This is a genomic window from Rhodohalobacter sp. (assembly GCF_034521535.1).
GTDB lineage: Bacteria > Bacteroidota > Rhodothermia > Balneolales > Balneolaceae > Rhodohalobacter.
The window spans coordinates 147,816-166,846 of record NZ_JAXHMF010000002.1; the positions used below are offsets into that span (position 1 = coordinate 147,816).

Annotated in this window: 18 protein-coding genes and 5 tRNA genes; 4 read left to right on the forward strand and 19 right to left on the reverse strand. The window is 42.4% G+C overall.

Translation table 11 applies throughout. From position 1 onward, the window contains the following. Positions 1–172: 172 nt before the first annotated feature. On the reverse strand, positions 173–829 hold the full coding sequence (fsa, locus tag U5K35_RS02930; RefSeq protein ID WP_322569987.1) for a fructose-6-phosphate aldolase: 657 nt from the start codon (positions 827–829) through the stop codon (positions 173–175). Between the two features lie 130 nt (positions 830–959). Here fsa and U5K35_RS02935 point away from each other — a divergent pair, with 130 nt between their 5' ends. Beyond that, positions 960–1,259, forward strand: a complete 300-nt coding sequence (locus U5K35_RS02935) for a YtxH domain-containing protein (RefSeq protein ID WP_322569988.1) — start codon at positions 960–962, stop codon at positions 1,257–1,259. Between the two features lie 64 nt (positions 1,260–1,323). Here U5K35_RS02935 and rpoC read toward each other — a convergent pair whose 3' ends face one another. The 18 genes from rpoC to queA form a co-directional block, all read right to left on the reverse strand. Then, positions 1,324–5,625 carry a DNA-directed RNA polymerase subunit beta' gene (gene rpoC, locus U5K35_RS02940; RefSeq protein WP_322569989.1) on the reverse strand — a complete coding sequence of 1,434 codons (4,302 nt, stop codon included), beginning with the start codon at positions 5,623–5,625 and terminating at the stop codon, positions 1,324–1,326. Between the two features lie 40 nt (positions 5,626–5,665). Further along, positions 5,666–9,481, reverse strand: a complete 3,816-nt coding sequence (gene rpoB, locus U5K35_RS02945) for a DNA-directed RNA polymerase subunit beta (protein ID WP_416221586.1) — start codon at positions 9,479–9,481, stop codon at positions 5,666–5,668. 181 nt (positions 9,482–9,662) lie between these two features. Further along, on the reverse strand, positions 9,663–10,037 hold the full coding sequence (gene rplL / locus U5K35_RS02950; protein ID WP_322569991.1) for a 50S ribosomal protein L7/L12: 375 nt from the start codon (positions 10,035–10,037) through the stop codon (positions 9,663–9,665). A 50-nt stretch (positions 10,038–10,087) separates the two neighbouring features. Next, positions 10,088–10,609: a 50S ribosomal protein L10 gene (gene rplJ, locus U5K35_RS02955; protein ID WP_322569992.1), complete on the reverse strand. Its 522-nt coding sequence runs from the start codon at positions 10,607–10,609 to the stop codon at positions 10,088–10,090. Between the two features lie 20 nt (positions 10,610–10,629). Then, positions 10,630–11,328 carry a 50S ribosomal protein L1 gene (gene rplA, locus U5K35_RS02960; RefSeq protein ID WP_322569993.1) on the reverse strand — a complete coding sequence of 233 codons (699 nt, stop codon included), beginning with the start codon at positions 11,326–11,328 and terminating at the stop codon, positions 10,630–10,632. A gap of 14 nt (positions 11,329–11,342) precedes the next feature. Further along, positions 11,343–11,774 carry a 50S ribosomal protein L11 gene (gene rplK, locus U5K35_RS02965; protein ID WP_322569994.1) on the reverse strand — a complete coding sequence of 144 codons (432 nt, stop codon included), beginning with the start codon at positions 11,772–11,774 and terminating at the stop codon, positions 11,343–11,345. Between the two features lie 59 nt (positions 11,775–11,833). Beyond that, on the reverse strand, positions 11,834–12,400 hold the full coding sequence (gene nusG / locus U5K35_RS02970; protein WP_322569995.1) for a transcription termination/antitermination protein NusG: 567 nt from the start codon (positions 12,398–12,400) through the stop codon (positions 11,834–11,836). Then, positions 12,397–12,579 carry a preprotein translocase subunit SecE gene (secE, locus tag U5K35_RS02975; RefSeq protein ID WP_322569996.1) on the reverse strand — a complete coding sequence of 61 codons (183 nt, stop codon included), beginning with the start codon at positions 12,577–12,579 and terminating at the stop codon, positions 12,397–12,399. Before secE ends, nusG begins: the two co-directional genes overlap by 4 nt. Positions 12,580–12,605: 26 nt before the next feature. Next, positions 12,606–12,680: transfer RNA gene (locus U5K35_RS02980), tRNA-Trp, on the reverse strand. Positions 12,681–12,741: 61 nt separating this feature from the next. Continuing rightward, positions 12,742–13,929 carry an elongation factor Tu gene (gene tuf, locus U5K35_RS02985; RefSeq protein WP_322569997.1) on the reverse strand — a complete coding sequence of 396 codons (1,188 nt, stop codon included), beginning with the start codon at positions 13,927–13,929 and terminating at the stop codon, positions 12,742–12,744. A 50-nt stretch (positions 13,930–13,979) separates the two neighbouring features. Next, positions 13,980–14,051, reverse strand: a tRNA-Thr gene (locus U5K35_RS02990). Positions 14,052–14,062: 11 nt separating this feature from the next. Further along, positions 14,063–14,135: transfer RNA gene (locus U5K35_RS02995), tRNA-Gly, on the reverse strand. 5 nt (positions 14,136–14,140) lie between these two features. Beyond that, positions 14,141–14,223, reverse strand: a tRNA-Tyr gene (locus U5K35_RS03000). Positions 14,224–14,254: 31 nt separating this feature from the next. Continuing rightward, positions 14,255–14,326 (reverse strand) — tRNA-Thr (locus tag U5K35_RS03005). A 151-nt stretch (positions 14,327–14,477) separates the two neighbouring features. Continuing rightward, on the reverse strand, positions 14,478–15,128 hold the full coding sequence (locus U5K35_RS03010) for a DedA family protein (RefSeq protein WP_322569998.1): 651 nt from the start codon (positions 15,126–15,128) through the stop codon (positions 14,478–14,480). A 4-nt stretch (positions 15,129–15,132) separates the two neighbouring features. Continuing rightward, entirely contained in the window at positions 15,133–15,615 is a 483-nt protein-coding gene (gene ispF, locus U5K35_RS03015; RefSeq protein ID WP_322569999.1) for a 2-C-methyl-D-erythritol 2,4-cyclodiphosphate synthase, read from the reverse strand. 4 nt (positions 15,616–15,619) lie between these two features. Next, complete coding sequence (gene ispD, locus U5K35_RS03020) at positions 15,620–16,291, reverse strand: 2-C-methyl-D-erythritol 4-phosphate cytidylyltransferase (RefSeq protein ID WP_322570519.1); 672 nt, start codon at positions 16,289–16,291, stop codon at positions 15,620–15,622. Positions 16,292–16,328: 37 nt separating this feature from the next. Continuing rightward, the gene (gene queA, locus U5K35_RS03025) at positions 16,329–17,375 is read right to left on the reverse strand and encodes a tRNA preQ1(34) S-adenosylmethionine ribosyltransferase-isomerase QueA (protein WP_322570000.1); all 1,047 of its coding nucleotides are present in this window, start codon (positions 17,373–17,375) and stop codon (positions 16,329–16,331) included. Positions 17,376–17,617: 242 nt separating this feature from the next. On the opposite strand from queA, the gene U5K35_RS03030 reads away from it, so the two are divergent. From U5K35_RS03030 to rsfS, 3 genes are read left to right on the forward strand one after another with little or no spacing between them, the layout of a single operon-like run. Further along, entirely contained in the window at positions 17,618–18,103 is a 486-nt protein-coding gene (locus U5K35_RS03030; protein WP_322570001.1) for a hypothetical protein, read from the forward strand. A 9-nt stretch (positions 18,104–18,112) separates the two neighbouring features. Continuing rightward, a complete protein-coding gene (locus tag U5K35_RS03035) occupies positions 18,113–18,568 on the forward strand; it encodes a LytR C-terminal domain-containing protein (RefSeq protein ID WP_322570002.1) in 456 nt (151 codons plus the stop codon). An 8-nt stretch (positions 18,569–18,576) separates the two neighbouring features. Then, complete coding sequence (gene rsfS, locus U5K35_RS03040; RefSeq protein ID WP_322570003.1) at positions 18,577–18,993, forward strand: ribosome silencing factor; 417 nt, start codon at positions 18,577–18,579, stop codon at positions 18,991–18,993. Positions 18,994–19,031: the final 38 nt, after the last annotated feature.

The following is a 19,031-nucleotide window of genomic DNA, read 5'->3' on the forward strand; positions in this document are numbered from 1 at the left end:
GCTATAATCGCTGTAATACTTCATTCAGATATTGAAGATTTGATTTACTCAAACATAGAAAAACAACTTAACACCCCTCAAAGTCTCCTCTTTTTAGGGGAGACTTTTTAGGATAGTTAAAAAGATTTTTGATCTAACTGAACTTTAAAGATCAATATTTTTAAAAAATCTATCACTTAAGTGATTTCTGTAGTTCATCCCAATCGGCTAAAAACTTCTCAAGTCCGATATCTGTAAGTGGATGTTTCAAGAGTTGATCGATCACCTTCAGTGGCATTGTCGCAACATCAGCTCCCAGTCGAGCACTTTCAAGCAGATGCATCGGATGACGAATGCTTGCCGCTAGAATTTCTGTATCAAATCCATAGTTATCGTATACCAGGCGAATGTCTGCAATCAGATCCATTCCTTCGCTCGAGATATCATCCAGACGGCCTATAAATGGCGAAATGTACGTAGCCCCTGCCTTAGCCGCGATGAGGGCCTGAGAGGCAGAAAAACAGAGTGTGCAATTAGTCTTGATACCTTCCTCACTGAATGTTTTAATTGCTTTAATTCCGTCTTTTATCAGTGGTACCTTCACTACAACATTATCTGCAATAGAAGCAATATTCCGGCCCTCTTCTATAATCTCATCATATTCAGTAGAAATAACCTCAGCTGACACATCACCCTCAACAATGCCGCAGATTTTGGCAATATGACCTTCAAAATCGCTAACGCCTATTTTTGCACATAGGCTCGGGTTAGTCGTTACACCGTCAAGAACACCTAAATCATTGGCTTCCATTATTTCATCGAGGTCGGCTGTGTCTATAAAAAATTTCATAGGGGAATTTTGTTAAAGGATAATTGTTTTAATTAATATAAAGAATGTTATAAAATCGTACAGCAAAACAGTTTATAGAACATCAACATTTTGCTATTTTAATAGAAATTCTAATAGAAATTGAAAAGTTATGAGTAATTCAGGAAAAGGTTTTACCCTTGGTTTATTAACCGGTGCATTGGTTGGATCTGCAGTAGCATTGTTATATGCTCCCGATTCCGGTTCAAACACCCGAGGAAAATTATCGTATCAGGTCAGCAACTATGCTGATGAACTAAATAAATTAATCAGCGAGCTTAAAAGTGAACGGGAAAAAATCGCCTCCGATGCAAAGCAAAAAGGAGATGATGTTGTTTCTGACGCTAAAAAACGAGCAGATGATTTAATCAAAGAAGCTGAAAGTCTTCTCGATAATATCGAAAAGAAATAAGCGACTTTACATACTTCTTTAAACAAAAAAAGCCCTGATTTTCATCAGGGCTTTTTTATTTCTTTTAGTCTTCTTCCTCTTCAGGATTGTCGGCGCCCAGTGTTTCAAACACTTTTTGCACCTCCTCATCGCCTTCATCATAGTCGGCTTTGGAACCAACAATGAGTTCGTCGTATTTGAGGAGTCCGGTACCCGCAGGTACTTTGTGACCAACAATTACATTCTCTTTCAGGCCGCGAAGCATATCTTTTTTCGCTTCGATGGAAGCCTGTGTAAGAACTTTTGTTGTTTCCTGGAATGAAGCGGCTGACAACCAGCTTTCGGTCGAAAGTGAAGCTCGCGTAATTCCTAACAGTATTGGCTTGGAAATTGCCGGCTCTGCTTCTCTGGTCTGGAGTTCATCCTTACCGTCTTTAATCAGTTCGTTGTTTGCTTCACGAACCTGACGTCGGTCAAGAATTGCTCCTTTCTTCAGTTCACTTCCACCCGGATCGGTTACAACATATTTACCGATCAGCTCATCATTTCGATTGTTGAGCTCAAATCGGTCAACTTTGTCACCTTCCAGGTACATTGTATCACCGGGGTCGAGAACTTCAACCTTCTGCATCATGGTGCGAACAATCACTTCAACGTGCTTGTCATTAATCTTCACACCTTGCAGACGATAAACTTCCTGAATCTCATTCACCAGGTAAGACTGTACCGCGAATGGACCTAAGATATTTAAGATCTCCTGTGCAGGAATTGTACCGTCAGACAGAGCCTGACCGGCTTTTACAAAATCATTTTCCTGAACAAGAATGTGCTTAGATAGCGAGATAAGATATTTCTTCTCGTCCGTTCCGTCTTTACTCTCAACAATTACTTCCTGAGAGCCTCTCTTACGTCCGCCCATTCTCACAATACCGTCAATTTCAGTAACGGCTGCAGGATCACTTGGTGATCTGGCTTCGAAGAGTTCGGTAATACGTGGAAGACCCGCTGTAATATCTTTCGACTTAGATGCAGATCTTGGAATTTTCGCTAAAATCTGACCGGCCTGAACTTTCTCACCGTCGTCTACTACAATATGGGTTTCGACAGGAAGTGTGTTTTCCCGGATTCTATCATCCTTACCTTTAATTACCAGAGTTGGAATCAAGGATCTGTCTTTAGAATCGATAATTACCTTCTCACGGTGACCGGTTTGAGCATCAGTATCCGCTGTATAGGTGATCTCTTCAATGATGTCTTTATACTCAACTTTACCGTCGAGTTCACTGAAGATCAAGGCATTGTAAGGGTCCCACTTACAAAGTGGCATTCCTTTCAACACTTTTTCACCTTCTTCAACCATCATTTCAGAACCGTAAGGAACATTATAGGTATTCAGGATTTTTCCATCTTCACCTACAATTTTCATCTCACCTGCACGACTCAATACAACGTTGTGAATCTCTTCACCGTCGTCGTATTCAACGACTCGTACATTTTCAAATTCAATCTTACCGTCAAACTTCGCTTTGTGCTGTGAGTCTGCCTCCATACGAGAAGCCGTACCACCCACGTGGAATGTACGAAGCGTAAGCTGTGTACCCGGTTCTCCAATGGATTGAGCAGCAATTACACCTACAGCTTCACCAACCTGGACGATGCTGTTTCGTGCCATGTCACGTCCATAACATTTCGCACAAACACCTCTTTCGGTTTCGCACGTCAGTACGGATCGGATTTCAACCTCTTCAATAGAAGTTTCAGCGATTTTCTTCGCTATTTTTTCCGTAATCAATTGGTTTGATTCGCAGAGAACTTCATCTGAAATCGGATCTCTGAGTTCGTGCATAGAAACACGTCCAATAATACGATCCTCAAGGCTTTCAATAACATCTTCGTTATCCTTGAGCGCCTGCATTTTAATACCTCGCAGAGTACCACAATCCTGCTCGTTGATAATAATGTCCTGAGACACATCAACAAGTCTTCTTGTAAGGTAACCCGCATCAGCAGTTTTCAGAGCTGTATCGGCAAGACCTTTACGAGCACCGTGAGTAGATATAAAGTACTCAAGTACGGTAAGACCTTCACGGAACGAGGACAGAATTGGATTTTCAATAACCTCATTACCCTGCTGCATGGAGCTTTTCTGAGGCTTAGCCATCAATCCACGCATACCACCCAGCTGTCGTATCTGCTCTTTCGAACCACGAGCACCTGAATCAGCCATCATAAAGATAGAGTTGAAACCATCTTTATCTTCAGCTAAACTCTTGAACAGAGTTTCAGAAACACGGTTTGTGGTTCCTGTCCACTTGTCAATTACTTGGTTGTAACGCTCATTATCAGTAATGAAACCCATTTCATAACGATCCTGAATTTCAGAAACTTCGTCCTGAGCTTTTTGGATCAATTTGAATTTCTCATCAGGGATAATAATATCCTCAAGACTGAAAGACAGACCACCGGTAGTAGCGCGCTCAAAACCCATCTGTTTCATCTTATCGAGAAACTCAGCAGTTTTAACCGTACCAACTTCACTGTGGATTTCACCAATCAGTACACGAAGTTCTTTCTTACCAAGTGTTTTGTTGATGAATTCAACCTCTTCGGGTACAATCTTGTTGAAAAGAACCCGACCGGTAGTAGTTTTGATGATCTCATGCTCAACTTCACCATTCTCATTCACTTTAGGAATTCGAACGTTGATCTTGGCATGGGTTTCAATCTTACCCTGATCGTAAGCAATAACCACTTCGTCAGTGCTGGCAAATGTTTTTCCTTCACCTTTTTTACCGCTGCCCATCTTGGTGGTATAATAAATACCCAAAATCATATCCTGTGACGGTACTGCAATCGGGCCACCATTTGCCGGACTCAAAATATTATGAGAACCAAGCATCAAGATAGAAGCCTCAAGAACTGCATCGTGACTCAAAGGAAGGTGAACCGCCATCTGGTCACCGTCAAAGTCAGCGTTGAACGCCGTACATGAAAGCGGATGGAGTCGAATAGCTTTGTCTTCAATCAGAACCGGCTGATATGCCTGGATACCCAACCTGTGCAGTGTTGGTGCACGGTTCAGCATTACAGGGTGTCCGTCAATTACATTTTCAAGTACTTCCCAAACTACCTGATCGCGTCGATCAACTACTTTTTTCGCACTTTTCACTGTCTTCACATAACCTCGTTCAATAAGGCGGCGAATAACAAATGGTTTATACAACTCAACGGCCATCTCTTTTGGAAGACCACACTCGTGCATCTTCAGGTCGGCGCCTACTACAATAACGGAACGTCCGGAGTAGTCAACACGCTTTCCGAGAAGGTTCTGACGGAATCGGCCGCTCTTACCTTTCAGCATGTCGCTGAGCGATTTCAGCGGACGATTGTTATTTCTTACAGCGTTTGATTTTCTTGAGTTATCATAAAGAGAATCAACAGCTTCCTGCAACATTCGCTTCTCATTTCTGAGAATTACGTCAGGAGCTTTAATATCAATAAGACGCTTCAGACGATTATTTCGAATAATCACACGTCTGTACAAGTCATTCAAATCAGATGTCGCAAATCGTCCACCTTCAAGTGGTACCAACGGACGCAATTCAGGTGGAATCACAGGAATTACGCTTTGAACCATCCACTCAGGATTGTTCTGCGTGTGTTGATTTGCAGCTCTGAAAGACTCAATAACCTGCAGTCTCTTCAGTTTCTTCTTTTTACGCATCTGTGAAGTTTCATTCTTCACTTCGTAGCGGAGCTGATACGCCAATCCGTCCAGATCCATATCCGTAAGAAGTGCCTGAACAGCTTCTGCACCATCGTTAACGATGAACTTATCTTCATCCTCATCGTCAAGCTCGTTGTGATCTTCAGGAAGCTGATCCAGAATATCATACTTCTCCTCTTCTGAGATCAGGTCTCCTCGTTTATATCCAAGATCACGGGCAAGCCCGGGATTGATCACTACAAATGTTTCGTAGTAAACAATTCTTTCAAGGTTTTTGGAAGAGTATCCAAGCAGATATGCAATCTTGCTTGGCAGAGATTTAAAGTACCAAATATGTACCACAGGCACTGTAAGTGTAATATGTCCCATACGTTCTCTACGAACGGCTTTTCGGGTCACTTCCACACCGCAACGGTCACAAATGATTCCTTTGTAACGGATGCGCTTATATTTTCCACAGTGGCATTCATAATCTTTAACCGGTCCGAAGATCTTTTCGCAGAAAAGACCGTCCATTTCCGGTTTGAATGTTCTGTAATTTATCGTTTCCGGTGTCAGAACTTCTCCGTGTGATCGGGATAAAATCGTCTCGGCAGAAGCCAGAGAAATTCCGATATTAGAGAAGTCTTTAGTAACAGTTAATGTTTTTGTCGACGGCAAGGGTAATCCTCCCAATTTGATTTATTAAACAGAACAATCGTTAGTCTATGTGAATTTCGAGTCCAAGACCCATCAATTCACGCAGTAATACTTTGAACGATTCAGGTATATCGCCTTCAGGGAGGTTTTCGCCCTTCACAATAGCTTCGTACACCTTGGATCGTCCTTTCACATCATCACTCTTAACAGTGAGCATTTCTTTCAGAATACTGGAAGCACCGTATGCGTAAAGTGCCCATACCTCCATTTCACCCAGTCGCTGTCCACCAAACTGTGCTTTACCACCGAGTGGCTGCTGAGTAATCAATGAGTATGGTCCAATAGAACGGGCATGCATCTTATCTTCAATCAAGTGATTAAGTTTAAGCATGTACATGTATCCTACAGTTGTCTGCTGATCAAGTCGTTCACCGCTTCTACCATCATATAGGTAGAGCCGGCCATCTTCAGGAAGTCCCGCTTTATTAAGCTCTGCCTGTACCTGATCATAAGAAGCACCATCAAAGATTGGGGATGCGTATTTCACTCCAAGCTTCATTCCGGCCCAGCCAAGAATCGTTTCGTAGATCTGGCCGAGGTTCATACGAGACGGTACACCTAACGGGTTCAGTACCACATCAACCGGAGTTCCATCTTCCATAAACGGCATATCTTCAACCGGAACAACCTTCGCGATAACACCTTTGTTACCGTGACGACCGGCCATCTTATCACCGACCTGAATTTTTCGCTTCTTGGCGACATAGATTTTAGCCTTTTGAATAATTCCCGGTGGCAATTCATCTCCCACCTGAATTTGATACTTTCGGCGTTTCGCATCGGTTTCAATATCTCTTCGAAGATCTCTGTAATTTTTGAACAGAAGCTTCACATGCTTAACCAAATTTTCATCGGTCGCCCAATCAATATCTTCATTGATTGTAACAGGATCCAACTCTTCAAAAACTGATTTTTTATACTTCTCGCCTTTCGGAATCAGCTCTACATTGCTGTAGTTGTAAACGCCCGGAGAAGTTTTGTCGCGCAGCAGGCTATACATCTTATCTGCCCACTTAGCGTTCAGTTCAGCCACTTTTTTAGAATGTCGCTCATTTTCCTGTTCAACAAGTTTCTTCTCTTCTTTACGGGAAATTTGCTCATCTCGCTTACGGCTGAATAGCTTCGTATCTATTACAGTACCTGATACACCCGGAGGTGTTTTCAGCGATGCATCTTTCACATCACCGGCTTTATCACCGAAAATGGCCCGAAGAAGTTTCTCTTCAGGAGTTGGGTCTGTTTCACCTTTTGGAGTGATCTTACCCACGAGTATATCGCTTGGATTTACTTTTGCTCCAATACGAATGATACCTTGTTCATCAAGATTACGAGTGGCGTCTTCACTGACGTTTGGAATCTCACGAGTCAGCTCTTCTTCACCACGTTTGGTATCACGAACTTGCTGTTCAAATTCAGTAATATGAATGGATGTATACACATCTTCCTGAACAACACGCTCACTGATTACAATCGCATCCTCAAAGTTGTAACCTCTCCAAGGCATGAAGGCAACCAGCATGTTTCGGCCAAGCGCGAGTTCACCGTTTTCGGTTGAACAGCCATCAGCCAATACCTGATTTTCCGTAACCTTATCACCTACACTTACAACCGGTCTTTGATTGACTGTGGTATCCTGGTTACTTCTTTCAAATTTCTGCAGGTGGTAAGACTTAATTCCTTCATCGAAGAAGCAGTTCTCCTCCAATTCTGTTCGATTGTACTTAACTCGAATCTCTTTACCACTTACATAAACAACTTCACCGTCTCCTTCTGCAACGATAATAGCACGGGAATCCTGTGCGGCTCGTCTTTCAAGACCGGTTCCAACAACAGGAGATTCCGGCCGGAGCAGTGGCACTGCCTGACGCTGCATGTTTGAACCCATCAATGCACGGTTGGCATCATCATGCTCAATAAATGGAATAAGCGCAGCTGCCAATGATGTAATCTGATTTGCAGATACGTCCATGTATTCAATCTGTTCAGGTTTTGCCAAACCTACATTACTATCTCTAAATCGAGAAAATATCGCTTCATTTTCGAAGTTCCCTTTATCATCTATAGGAGCGTTAGCCTGAGCAATAACTGTTTCGTCTTCCTGCTCGGCAGCCAGATAGTCAATTTCGTTTGAAACTACACCCTCTTTCACTTTTCGATAAGGTGTCTCAATAAACCCAAAGTCGTTTACCTTGGCATGAATACAGAGAGAGGTAATCAAACCAATGTTTGGACCCTCAGGTGTTTCAATCGGGCAAAGTCGGCCGTAGTGCGTATAGTGAACATCACGAACCTCAAAACCGGCTCTTTCTCGCGTCAAACCGCCGGGACCCAAAGCAGACATACGTCGTTTGTGAGTCAACTCAGCCGCCGGATTCGTTTGATCCATAAACTGAGAGAGCTGATTTGTACCAAAGAAACTGTTTATGACACTAGAAATAGTTCTTGCATTTACAAGATCCTGCGGTGTTAGCTGCTCTGCATCTCTGGAGCTCATTCTCTCACGAATTGTGCGAGACATACGAGCCAAACCAATCGCAAATTGTTGTCCAAGTTGCTCACCAACAGTTCTTACACGCCGGTTACTCAGGTGGTCAATGTCATCAACCTGAGATTTCATCTCTTTAAGGCGAATCACCTCTTTTACTATGGCTACGATATCCTCTTTTGTGAGGTAGTGGATATCCTGGTCAACATCTACTTTAAGACGTTTATTTAGTCTATATCGACCAACTTCGCCCAGGTCATATTTCTTGTCACTAAAGAATAATCGTTCCAGAACCTGTCGTGCAGTTTCGGGATCAGGCATTTCACCTGTTCTGATTTGCTGATAAACTTCTCCAAGAGCAGATACATCATCGTGTGATGGATCTTTTCTGAGCGTATTCATGATTACAGATCGCTCAGACTCTTCAGCATTAATTTTTTGAACTAAAACCTTCTTGACGCCGGCTTCTTTAAACTGGCCGTAGTCGTCTTCGGTAAGCTCATGATCTCTCTCAAGCAGAACCTTACGATTCGTTGCTTCAGTTACCTCACCGGTTTCATCATCAACAACCTCTTCTGTTACTTCAGTTGTGATGTCGGTTGCGAGTCGCTTACCAACCAATTTCTCGTTATAAGCTTTCTTGGATCCGAAATCGATCTCTTCAGAAAGCTCAAACAGACTTAACAGCTCTAAGTCTGTTGAAAATCCTAACGCTCTCAGGAGTGTAGTTGCAGGAATCTTTTTCTTCCTGTCGATATATGCCCAAAGTACGTCGCGGATATCATTCGTAAATTCAATCCAGGACCCTTTGAAAGGTATAACCCTTGCAGAGTAAAGTTGAGTACCGTTTGGATGCACATTTTGCCCAAAGAATACACCCGGAGATCTATGCAGCTGACTTACGATAACTCGCTCAGCTCCATTAATCACGAATGTCCCTCTGTTTGTCATCCATGGGAGATCACCAAGAAATACTTCCTGCTCAATCGTCTCAGATGCTTCATCTGTTTCGTCAACAGAAGAAAGACGCATTCTGGCTTTAAGCGGAATTGCATACGTCAATCCACGCTCTTGGCACTCTTTAATATTATATTTAGGTGTATCGACAGAGTAATAGAGGAACTCAAGTATATGTGTTTCTCTTGTATCCTGAATAGGAAAATTCTCGTTGAATATTCTTTGCAGGCCTTTATCTTCTCTTTGATTAGGCGCTACATCAAGCTGTGCAAATTCATTGAATGACTTGAGCTGAATATCCAAAAAATCAGGATAGTCTATTACATTTTTAATTCTGCCGAATGAAAGGCGGTCGGTAAATGGGATTTTCTCCATAGTAGTACTCAAAAGGATGTTCTCCTTTAGGTTAAAAATAAGAATGAAGTTTCTCTGAAAGGTATGAGGTAAAAAGTTATTACCTCTATAATAATTGCTTTCGCAATTTAGACGCCAAAAGCCAACACCGAAAATCGGCGTTGGCTAAGGCTAAAAGTTATTTTTAAAGCAGAAGCCGTAATTACTTAAGCTCTACTTCAGCACCAGCTTCTTCAAGCTTAGTTTTAACTTCTTCAGCTTCATCTTTGCTTACTGCTTCTTTAATTGCATTAGGAGCGCCATCAACAAGTTCTTTAGCTTCTTTCAGCCCAAGACCAGTGATTCCTCTCACTTCTTTAATAACAGCAATTTTCTTAGCGCCAGCAGATTTCAGAATTACATCGAATTCTGTTTGCTCTTCAGCAGCTTCTCCGCCACCGGCAGGTCCGCCGGCAACTGCAACTGCAGCAGCAGCTGGTTTGATGTCGTATTCTTCTTCAAGAACTTTAGCTAATTCATTAGCTTCTTTAATCGTTAAGTTAACGAGTTGTTCTGCGATTTCTTTAACGTCAGCCATTGTTTAATTCTCCGTTCGTCGGTTTTAATTAAAAAAGTTTATTGATTTGGTTATTCGCCTTTTTCGGCGATAGTTTGAATTGCACCTGCAATGTTGTTTCCTTGTGCTTCAAGTCCGCTTATTACATTCGAGATTGGCGCCATCAGCAGACCTACAATATCTCCGATCACTTCTGTTCTGGACTTCATTGCAGCCAGTGTATCGAGTTGGTCTTTGCTGTAAAAATCGCCATCAATTAAAGCCGCTTTAAATTCGGGCTTATTGTGCTCTTTAATGTAATCTTGCAAGACTTTAGCAGGTGCTGCAAGCTCTTCATCCACAAATGCAAAACCATTTTGATCTTCCAAATGATTGTAGAGCTCTTCATATCCGCCAATTGTATCCATTGCACGCTTCATAAGTGTATTTTTATACACTTTGAATCGTACACTACCTTCGCGAAACTTGCCTCTTAACTCGCCCATATCAGAGACTGACATCCCTGTATACTTAGTAATATAGACGGCGTTAGAGCTTTCAAGTTGCTCGGTAATTTCTTCTACAACTGCCTTTTTTTCTGCTAATGTCGGCATTGTTCTAACCTGTTAAATTTCTAAATTGAAGTAATAGATGATGGACTGATCGACACGCTGGGACCCATCGTTGTGCTAATATTAGCAGTTTTGATATAAGCCCCTTTTGCAGATGCCGGTCTGAGTCTCAATATTGTCTGAAGGAAAGAGATCAGATTATCTCGAATTTCACTAGCATCAAAACTTGCCTTACCAATAGAGGTGTGCAAAATTCCCTGCTTGTCAACCCGGAAATCAATTTTTCCTTGCTTGAACTCTTTAACAGCGTCTGCAACATCCATTGTTACAGTTCCACTTTTCGGATTAGGCATCAAACCTCTCGGTCCAAGATGTCGACCCAGCTTACCGATCTTACCCATAACATCCGGGGTAGCGATAATCACGTCGATATCAGCCCAACCTTCTTCAATTTTTTCAATGTATTCTTCAAGGCCAACAAAATCGGCTCCAGCCTCTTTCGCTTCTTCCTGTTTTGCTTCGTTAACCAACGCAAGCACACGAACGGATTTACCGGTACCGTGAGGGAGCGAAACAGTGCCACGAACCATCTGATCTGCATGACGTGGATCTACACCTAACCGAAGATCTAAATCTACGGATTCATCGAATTTTGCAATTTTAGTCTGTTTAATCAGATCACAAGCTTCTTCGATAGTGTATTCCATATCAGGGTCAATCAGTTCGGAGACCTTTCGATATTTCTTACCTCTTTTTGCCATTTCTTACATCCTCGTTATTTATCTCGGATTACTCGCAAACCCATGCTGCGTGCAGTACCGGCAATCATTTCAGCCGCTCTTTCTACATCAAAAGCGTTTAGATCTTCCATTTTCTCTTCCGCAATGTCCTTGCATTGAGACCAGGTCACCTTACCAACTTTCGCTCGGTTTGGTTCTCCGGATCCGGATTTAATCTTTGCCGCTTTTTTAAGAAGAACAGCAGCGGGTGGAGTCTTTGTTTTGAAAGCAAAAGACTTATCCGCATAGACTGTTATCTCAACCGGTACAATAGTACCCGCTTTGTCTTGGGTTTTTGCATTAAATGCCTTGCAAAACTCCATAATGTTGATTCCGGCCTGGCCTAAAGCTGGACCTACCGGAGGAGCAGGGTTTGCCTGTCCACCAACAATTTGAAGTTTTAGCACTTTATCTACTTTTTTTGCCATATTGAATCAATTAGCGATTCGTGCTTCTGTTTGCTGCGTAATAGCTCACGTTAATGTTCTTATGTAGCTGATTCGACCTGATCCAGGTCAACCTCAACCGGGGTTTTCCGTCCAAAAATACTTACCATAACTCTCAGTTTGAGTTTTTCTGCAAGTACTTCCTGTACGGTACCATCAAATTCTTTAAAGGGACCGTCAACAACTTTTACGATATCTCCTTCTTTATAAGGGATATCCACAATGCCACCTTTTTCAACGGCTTCCTGATTGTCCATTACCCGGCCAATAATACGCTCTACTTCATGTTTCTTAAGCGGCTCGGGTACAACCTGACTTTTTCCTACTTTTAAAAAACCAAGACAGGATGGTGCACTTTGTATTAAGTTATTTACTTCTTCGTCGTATCTGGTTTTAACTAAAATATATCCGGGAAAAAAATTCTTCTCTTTTGTTTTCTTTTTTCCAGAGCGTATTTCAATTACAGTTTCTGTTGGAATTAAAATCTCATTGATTTTATGATCCATTTCCTGCTCTTCAATTTCCCGCATGAGAAATTCTTTAACTTTTTTCTCATGACCGGTAAAGCAGCGAACCACATACCAATCAAAACTATCTTCAGAACTCATCTGTAGATTGCCTCCAATATTGTACTGTAAACCTGATCTACACCAAATATAAATAACGATATAACAATGGTGAAAACGACCACAATAATTGTGTTGTCGATTAATTCCTGTTGTGTGGGCCAAGCGACTTTCGCCATCTCTTTCCGCACACCTTCAACAAAATCTTTAATTTTTTCCATAGTGTATTTCAGGCTTTAACTTTTTGCACGGGCGGAGAGATTCGAACTCCCGACACCTGGTTTTGGAGACCAGTGCTCTGACCAAGCTGAGCTACGCCCGTAGATAGCACAAAAGGCAAAGCTGATTTTAGCTTCACCTTAGTGCCAATAAAGTTTAATACTTTAGTCAAGTATTTTCGTTACTACTCCGGCGCCTACGGTTCGCCCACCCTCTCGGATCGCAAATCGAAGACCTTCTTCCATCGCTACCGGCTGGATCAGCGTTACCGACAATTTCACATTGTCGCCCGGCATGACCATCTCAACACCATCAGGAAGCTCACACGCTCCGGTTACATCCGTCGTACGGAAGTAAAACTGCGGGCGGTATCCCTTAAAGAATGGCGTGTGACGTCCACCTTCATCTTTACTCAGCACGTATACCTCACACTCAAACTGCTTATGCGGGGTGATCGAGCCCGGCTTGCAAAGAACCATCCCGCGCTCGAGCTGCTCTTTGTTAATCCCGCGAAGCAGAATCCCGGCGTTGTCTCCGGCCTCTCCTCGGTCAAGCAGGCGGCGGAACATCTCAATTCCGGTAACCACACTCTTCATCGGCTGTTCTACAATCCCGACAATCTCAATCTCGTCGTTCAGTTCCACAACCCCACGCTCTATACGTCCGGTGGCAACCGTTCCACGACCGGTAATGGAGAATACATCCTCAACCGGCATCAAAAATGGTTTGTCTACGTCTCGCTCAGGAGTCGGGATGGTGTCATCCACGGCGTCCATCAGTTCAACGATGGATTTCTCATGCTCTTCCTCGCCGTTCAGTGCGCCAAGAGCACTTCCCTGAACCACAGGAATGTTGTCTCCGTCAAATTCATAGGAGGAGAGAAGCTCGCGTACTTCAAGCTCTACCAGCTCCAGAAGTTCTTCATCGTCTACCAGGTCCACCTTGTTCATGAATACCACAATCTGCGGTACACCAACCTGACGGGCAAGCAGAATGTGCTCGCGGGTCTGTGGCATCGGGCCATCGGTGGCGGCAACCACCAAAATCGCACCGTCCATCTGAGCTGCTCCGGTCACCATGTTCTTCACATAGTCGGCGTGACCCGGGCAGTCAACGTGTGCGTAGTGACGATCTTCGGTTTCATACTCCACGTGAGCCGTTGCAATGGTAATTCCACGCTCGCGCTCCTCGGGGGCATTGTCAATATCTGCAAACTGCTTGGCAACTCCACCATAGGTCTTCGCCATTACCGTGGTAATCGCTGCCGTTAGTGTCGTCTTACCGTGGTCTACGTGACCAATCGTCCCTATGTTTACGTGCGGCTTACTCCGCTCAAACTTCTCTTTTGCCATGGTAAAAAAGATTATTTATGATTTATTTTTCTTGAATATTCAACCTGAAGAGCCGATAGTCGGAATTGAACCGACGACCCCTTCCTTACCATGGAAGTGCTCTACCCCTGAGCTATATCGGCTTTTTTCAGAGAGCGGGCGACCGGAGTCGAACCGGCAACATTCACCTTGGAAGGGTGATGCTCTACCAATTGAGCTACGCCCGCGTATGTGGGGGGAGCAGGATTCGAACCTGCGAAGTCTTACGACAACAGATTTACAGTCTGCCCCAGTTGGCCGCTTTGGTATCCCCCCAGTGCTTTTTGGATAATAACGCTATCCAAAGAGCCAGTGACCGGATTTGAACCGATGACCGGCTGTTTACAAAACAGCTGCTCTACCCCTGAGCTACACTGGCTGATCAAAATTTCAACACTTCCATGATGAGAGTTGACGGCTTATTTAACTAAACCTTCAAGCTTCATCTTATCTTTCCTGAACGGAATATACCTCCCGTTTGCGAAAGACTTAAAAGCTAAAAACATATCCGGTATTAATCAACCCTTTTGTTATTTTTTTTTAGCCTTGTTTCTACGACGCTCTTTCAGCTTCTTAAATGTAAATCTGACAACGATAACCGCGACAATTAAGCCTAAAACAATCCGTCCGTATATATTTAAGTAATGCCCGATAACCTGCCAGTTTTCATTAACGATCCACCCAAAGCCCAACAAAATAAAATTCCAGGCAACAGAGCTAAGAGTAGAACTCAAAATAGTTGTGGATACCCTGGTTCTTGTAATACCAGACACCAAAGAAATAACAGAACGGGTCCCAGCTAAAAACCGATTAGCGATAATAACTCCCTGACCCCACCGCTGCATCCACCTTTTTACTTTATCGAAATACTTGATATCGACAACACGCATTAACCAAAACTTACTTCTTTGAACTTCTATTCTGTAACCAAATTGCGCTCCTATCCAATACATACTCATAAAGCCAAAGACCGAAGCGACCGTTGTTATCGTCAAGAGTGGAACAAAACCGACTACCTGTTCTGCAGCAAGGTATCCGCCAAATGCTACTAAAACGTCTCCCGGAATAGGCGGGATGATATTTTCGATGTAAGCAACTACTGTAAATATCAAATAGATTTTAAACGGAGACAAGGTAAATACCCAGTCCACTATTTGATTTATGTACAGCTCAAATCCCATAATTTCATTCAACCTTTTTTACCAGCACAACTGCCTGCGCAGCAATTCCCTCACCACGACCAACAAATCCCATTTTTTCACTTGTGGTAGCCTTAATAGAGATTCGATCCTTGTCACAATCTAAAGCCTTGGCTATTTTCTCCATCATTTCAGAAATAACAGGATTTAACTTTGGAGCTTCTGCAACCACGGTAGCGTCCAGGTTCGACAATGCATAACCTCTATTCAGAATTAACTGATAGGCATCCTTTAAAAGAATCAAACTGTCTGCATTTTCATAATCGGGATCAGTGTCGGGAAAGTGCGTCCCAATATCACCCAAAGCTAATGAACCCAATAGTGCATCGGTTATAGCATGGAGCAGGACATCTGCATCTGAGTGGCCCTTGAGTGCTTTTGAAAATGGAATCTTAATTCCGCCCAGTACTAATTCAGTACCCGGTTGAAATGCGTGCACATCATATCCGTATCCGATTCGAACGTCCATATACTTATTTACCCGACAGCATTAACTTTGCTAGTTGAAAATCCAACGGATAGGTTATTTTAAAATTATCAGCTGTACTTTTGATGACAGAAACTTTGCCTCCAATCATTTCTACCAGAGAAGAGTCATCCGTCCCTATATATTTACGACTCGCCGCTTCATTATATGCTCGAAGCAGAATTTCTCTCTTAAATATTTGAGGGGTCTGCGCCTGCCACATTCTATCTCTTTCCGGAGTTGCTACCACTAGATTATTATCTACAACTTCCTTGATGGTATCCTTTGCCGGAGTTGCTAAAATTGCCCCGTCAACATCCGAACCGGAAGCTGTTTTGATACAATCAAGAATTAGCTCTTCCGAAACAAAAGGTCTCACAGCATCATGAATTGCAATTAACTCTGCAGAATCAGTAACATATTGAAGGGCTTTGAATACAGATTCCTGCCTCTCGGCCCCTCCCTCAATCACCGTTAGTTCGATATCACAAAATACAGCAGAAGCAATTTCCCGGGTTTGTTCTTTGAACAACTCAGACGTGGAAATAATCAACTCATGAATTTCTTTCACATGTCTGAATTGTAAAAGCGTATGCTCCAAAATTGTTTTGCCGGCAATAGTGAGGTAAGGCTTGGGAATTTCCTTACCCATTCTTGTCCCCGACCCCGCTGCCGGCACTATAAGAGCTACATGTTTTGAACCGGAACTCAAAACTTTACAGTATTAGCATTGCATCGCCAAACGCAAAAAATCTGTAATCATTGGCTACTGCTTCTTTGTACGCTTCCTTTACATATTCAAAACCGCCAAATGCAGAGGCAAGCATCAACAATGTCGATTCAGGTCTATGGAAATTGGTGATAACTCCTTCCGTAATTTTAAATTCGTAGTCAGGATAGATAAACTTATCTGTCCAGCCTGTACCGGGCTTCGACATTCCGCTGGCCATTACACTGGTTTCAATAACCCGGACTGCAGAATTACCACATCCAACTACTTTATTCTTTTTACTCTTCAACGCCTCGTTGATACGATCTGAAGTATCCTGAGAAATAAAATAGTTCTCAGAATCCATTCTATGCTTGGTTAAATCTTCAACCTCAACATTTCTGAACGTACCCCAACCTATGTGGAGCGTAACGGGTACAAAGTCGACCCCTTTCTTTTCCAGCTTTTCAACCAGCTCGGGAGTAAAGTGCATTCCTGCGGTTGGAGCCGCTACAGCGCCTCTCTCCTTGGCAAAAATGGTCTGATACTTTTCCTTATCGCTCTCTTTGGGCTCTCTTTCAATATATGGGGGAAGCGGCATATCGCCAATCTCATCCAAACGATCATAGAGATCCTGATTGGGACCATCGTAAAGAAAACGAATTGTTCTTCCGCGGGATGTTGTGTTATCCACAACTTCTGCGATTAAATCTTCGCCAAAATAGAGCTTATTGCCAATTCTGATTTTTCTTGCAGGCTCTACCAATACATCCCAAAGCATATTTTCAGGCATCAGCTCTCGGAGTAAGAAAACTTCAATATCTGCGTCGGTCTTCTCTTTTTTTCCTTTTAGTTTGGCAGGAAAAACCTTGGTATTGTTGTAAACTACAACATCACCTTTATTCAAATATTTGTGGATATCAGAAAACTTCTCATGCTTGATTGATTTATCTTCTCTGTTCAGCACCATCAGCTTTGAGGAATCTCTTGGATCAGCCGGCTCTTCAGGTACATTAAAATCTTCGATTTCAAATTTGAAATCCGTAAGTTTCATTTTCAAAACGGTAGGGATTTTTTGTTAGTAAATTCATCTTTTCGGAAGCTTTCAAATATAGGCTCTTTTATGCCCTTTAACAAATAGCAACGAGCAGTAAACTCTATCGATAATTAGTTTTTGTACAATTTTAATTTTTTTGGCGTATTTACTAACTGCGTCTGTTTCTGTATAATTAATTAAACGATTGTTCGTTATTTAGCATTACCTAACTGCAAGTTATTTACCAGTCAATGCCAGCTATGAAATTTTTTACTACACTGATTCTTATTTTTACATTCACAGCGTTAGTTGCTGAAGCTCAATTGCGTGAAGACCTTCAATATCAACCTGAAGAGTATACAGGGTCTATTACGCACACCCATGGCAATGCTTCAACCGGTAGCTGGATGAACATGCTCAATATGACGATGAGCCATTCTTATAGTATGTCGTTTGCTAATTTCGGGGGACAAACACAAAATCTGAACGCCTACACCAACTCCATGTTTTTTGATGTAAGTGACAAATTGGACGCTCAATTAAACGTGTCGCTACTTCACTCTCCATTCGGCAACAGTTTCATGAATAACAATAGTCTGGGAACTCAAATTATTATTGACAGCGCACGGATTGATTATAAATTTTCTGAGAATACCCGCATTTCAATTGAGTTTTCTCAGAATCCCTATCGTAACTCTTTCGGAAGCTATCACTCTCCATTCGGCAGAAGATATATCGGTTATTAATCACGATATATGACTCAGGAATCCCGAAAAGATCAAACCAACAATTTAATCCTTAATTCCGTAATCGGTTTTCTCAGCGTTCTGCTACTTCTATTGCTTTTCGCTCTTGGAACCCGGTTGCTTTATCCCCGTATTGTAAACGAACGTGTCGTAGAAGACCCGGCTTTGATAAGCAACGTTATACAAATGGAGGTCTTGAATGGAGTTGGAATTTCAGGATTGGCCAATGAATTTACTGGCACACTTCGACAGTTTGGATTTGATGTGGTAGAAACCGGAAATTTTGACCACTTTGATGTACCCAATACATTGGTTATCTCAAGAAACGGACAAGTTGAAAACGCCAGACGGGTTGCTCATGCCATTGGAATAGATGAGGAATTTATTTTGCGAGAAGAATCGCCCGAATTTTATCTTGATGTAACTTTAGTTATCGGTAATGATTTCGAAAATTTAAATTTGTAAGGACGCCTATGACAAACACTACCAAAACTGCCAAATCACAATTCACAAAACCCTCTTCCCAAAAAAGTGTGGATACATCAACTCTAATTGATGCCATCACTGAGGGATTACTTGAGAAAAAAGCAAAAGACATCGTTCTTCTTGATGTAAGAGAGCTTACTACTTTAGCTGATTATTTTATTGTCTGCCACGGTACATCAGACACACAAATTCGAGCGCTGGCCAACAGTGTGGAAAAGCAGGTCAAAGATGAATTGGGAGAAAATGTTTGGCAGCAGGAAGGAAAGGATTCCCGCCGTTGGGTTATATTGGACTACGTAAATGTAGTTGTCCACATTTTTACTGAAGAGAAACGAAATTACTACGGTATTGAAAGAATGTGGAATGATGCAAAAATCACCCATATCGAAGATGAAACTACTTAAGTAACTGACAGCAAACATTTTTTGATATCAGTTACAAA